This window comes from Pseudanabaena sp. 'Roaring Creek' (assembly GCF_001402795.1).
In the GTDB taxonomy this organism is placed as follows: Bacteria; Cyanobacteriota; Cyanobacteriia; order Pseudanabaenales; family Pseudanabaenaceae; genus Pseudanabaena.
Genome location: NZ_LIRE01000332.1, coordinates 1 through 3,193, shown reverse-complemented (window position 1 = coordinate 3,193; position 3,193 = coordinate 1). Strand labels below are relative to the sequence as shown.

Below are 3,193 nucleotides of genomic sequence, written 5' to 3'. Positions count from 1 at the left end.
AGCCAAGCCCCAAAAGCATGAGGTAACCCATTGGGTTACCTCATGCTTTTGGGGCTTGGCTTTTTACTTGAAGAGACGCATTGCCAATCGCATTGCCAATCGCATTACTTAACGTCGTAAATTTCTCCGAGACATTGCAATAAGCACAATTTTCTTTACATTTATTTAAGAAAATATCAGTAACATATGCTACCGTTTTGATAATTATATGTTATGGTTAGTATATGTAAACAATATGTAATTTATAAGGATATTAGTAATGAACGTAGTTCAAAGAAAAGCTGAAGCTGCCGCTAACCACAAAGCAAATCTATCTGCTTCGGTTAAACGTCGTATGGAAGTTGCTCGCGCTAATAATGATGCTGGATTGCTAAATATCCTCGAACAAGAAATGAAGCAACTAGGCTTAAGTTAAAAAGATCAAAAAAATCAAAAACAATAAAAAAGAGACATTTTATGTCTCTTTTTTATTGTTTTGATTTTTTTATTTATGACGCGCCGCCAAAAACTTCGATGTTTTCAAATAGGCAGGTGGGGGAAGCATGACCGACGCGAATCACTTGGTTTGGTTCTCCTTTCCCACAAAAAGGAGAACCATAGGCTTCAACGGTATCGCGATCGCCTACTTTAGCGAGACTACGCCAAAATTGGTTAGTAACACCCCGATAGTTGGGATTGCGGAGGGTTTTGGTAAGTTTGCCATTTTCGATTAGTTGGGCGTATTCACAGCCAAACTGGAACTTATTACGATAATCATCGATCGACCAAGATCGATTCGATTGCATGTATACGCCCCGCTCAATATTGCTAATCATCGCCTCAAAGGAATGTTCGCCAGCTTCTAGATTGATATTTGCCATGCGATCGATCGCAGGACGATTCCATGAGGTGGCTCTCGCATTAGCAACCCCCTTGATCCCCGATCGCAATTGACTTTCAGAACTCCCTAAGCCACGGAGGAGCTTTCCCTCTTGGATTAAATATTCCTTGGTCGCAGATATTCCCACATCATCAAAGGCATAGCTGGCAAATTCTCCAGCCATAGTCGGGTCAAAGGATACATTCATGATTGAAGATCCGTACTGCATCTTGCCAAAGTCTTCTAGCTTGACAAAGCTTCCGCCTGCATAGTTGCGCTCATCGCCTAGGATCCGATCTATTTCTAAGGGATGACCGATGCTCTCATGAATTTGCAACAACATTTGGTCGGGAGCAAGGACTAGGGATGTGGTTTCAGTGGGACATTCGATCGCGAAGAGGAGTTCAATTGCCTGTTCGCCAATGATTCTTGCTCTTTGTAAAAGGGTGTCTCGCTCGAATACCTCCACTCCGATTTGATTGCATCGGGCAAGTTGTCCTTTGTCTCCCCGTCTTTGAATAATTGCCCCCTCTTGAGCGGTTGCCGCATAGTCAGTGGCAATAACGAGAAATTTTTGATAAATATCCGAGCCATTGCTACTGACAAATTTGCTTTCGACATCAGTAATTACGGCATAGGCACTAGTTTTTACGATTCGATCAGAAACCTTTAAGGTGTCGCAGATCTCGATGAGGATTGCGTTGAGTTCTTTCGCATCGATCGCCTCCGATGGTTTGACAAATGGGGAAAAATATTGTCCGATCGCTTTTGGTCTTTGGGCGATCGTAAAGCGATACACAGCCCATTTTGCCGCATTTTTAGCGCGATCGTAGGCTTTCTGAGCCATGCGCTGAATATTGGTCAGATCGAGATTGTTGGTACTGGCATAGCCAAACTGCCCGTCCACTAATACTTCAATCATTACGCCGTGGGATTGACTGCGCCCGTTAGACTGGGGCTGGCGATCGCGCACATAACGAGTCGTATTAATTTCTCTAATTTCACGCAAGCCAATCCATTCCGCAGATGGTAGCTCGATGTGAGATAGGGCAACTTTGACATCAAACTTAAGATTAGGCTGCATGGATCTAATTTCTCGATTATTCTCTCTAAAAAGCTATTCTCTTTAACAATGATGACAAAAAAATAGATGACAAAAAAATAACAACAAAAATAGATGACAAAAAAATAACAACAAAAAACAATGAAGCAGAGGCTTGCTATACAAACCTCTGCTTCCATTAAGCGGGTGATGGGATTCGAACCCACGACATTCTCCTTGGCAAGGAGATGCTCTACCACTGAGCCACACCCGCATTTTTTGCGCCATTGCGTTTAGCGCTTTATTAATATGCCAAACATTGCCAACAATGTCAACTACTTTTTGAAAATTTCTTCGAGCTTTGCAACGCAAAGCTCAAATTCCCAGAGATGAATGGCGGCGCTTCGCGCTGCCATTCATCTCTGGGAATTTATGTCAATTCACGAAAGTGTTGTCACACTTTCGTGAATTAAAAACTAAACATAGTAAGGGTTTTTAAGTTAAGAAATGGCGTAGCCATTTCTTAACTTGGTATTAGTACTTGAAGCCATTTTTACGAGTATGGATGGCGGGCTCACCTTCACGAAGCCGCTCGCCTGCGGTGATGGTTGCCAAAATGACATTGTGATCTCCCGCATCAAGGCTACCTGTCACCATCGCATCAAGATAGGCGATCGCATCAGTTAGATAGGGTTGACCGCTAGGAGCCATTGCTGTCTCAATCCCCTCAAAGGGATCGGCATCTGGGGCAAAGCCCTTGGCAAAATGTCCAATAATTTTGCCTTGTCCTTTTTCCGCGATATTGACAACCAGAGGACTGCCAATGGTCAAGAAAGATTCAATAGGTCTGCCTTTAGCAACAATAATTGTTACCGAAGGGGGTTCAAACCCAGCTTGTTGAACCCATGAAGCTAGCATGGTTGCCGTTTTGCCATTTTGTTGAGAGGTGACAATAAACAAACCGCTAGGAATTGCACCGATCGCCGCTCCAAGTTGTTCGTCTTGAGAAATGGTAATAGTCATTATTTGAGTTAAATGTAAGTTAAATGATTGATAAATTGTTAAAAACTTGTTTTAGCTTAACCCACCAAGTAATACAAAGCTAAAAATGGCTAAGCCATTTTTAGCTTTGGAAACCCTTACTGGGTTTGGTTTTTAATTCACAAAAGTGTGACAACACTTTCGTAAATTGCACAAATCAAAACCCAAAAGATGAGTGGCGGCGCGAAGCGCCGCCACTCATCTTTTTGGTTTTATGCCTTAATCAAACCTTACGTTGCTATAAGTACCCC

The 3,193-nt window shown here is 42.6% G+C and carries 3 protein-coding genes and 1 tRNA gene; 1 reads left to right on the top strand and 3 read right to left on the bottom strand.

All coding sequences use genetic code 11. The features are described from left to right. Positions 1-259: 259 nt before the first annotated feature. Entirely contained in the window at positions 260-415 is a 156-nt protein-coding gene (locus AC805_RS26255; RefSeq protein WP_009629275.1) for a hypothetical protein, read from the top strand. Between the two features lie 73 nt (positions 416-488). Here the strand turns inward: AC805_RS26255 and AC805_RS11295 are convergent, their stop codons facing one another. The 3 genes from AC805_RS11295 to AC805_RS11285 all read right to left on the bottom strand — a co-directional run bounded on the left by AC805_RS11295 (position 489) and on the right by AC805_RS11285 (position 2,924). After that, complete coding sequence (locus AC805_RS11295) at positions 489-1,943, bottom strand: TldD/PmbA family protein (RefSeq protein WP_055075534.1); 1,455 nt, start codon at positions 1,941-1,943, stop codon at positions 489-491. 160 nt (positions 1,944-2,103) lie between these two features. After that, a tRNA-Gly gene (locus tag AC805_RS11290) sits at positions 2,104-2,175 on the bottom strand. A 260-nt stretch (positions 2,176-2,435) separates the two neighbouring features. Then, complete coding sequence (locus tag AC805_RS11285; RefSeq protein ID WP_055075533.1) at positions 2,436-2,924, bottom strand: flavin reductase family protein; 489 nt, start codon at positions 2,922-2,924, stop codon at positions 2,436-2,438. Between the last annotated feature and the right edge of the window lie 269 nt (positions 2,925-3,193).

Coding starts and splice junctions, on each gene's coding strand:
- AC805_RS11285 (WP_055075533.1), bottom strand. CDS start 2,924: ATGACTATTACCATTTCTCAAGACGAACAACTTGGAGCGGCGATCGGT.
- AC805_RS11295 (WP_055075534.1), bottom strand. CDS start 1,943: ATGCAGCCTAATCTTAAGTTTGATGTCAAAGTTGCCCTATCTCACATC.
- AC805_RS26255 (WP_009629275.1), top strand. CDS start 260: ATGAACGTAGTTCAAAGAAAAGCTGAAGCTGCCGCTAACCACAAAGCA.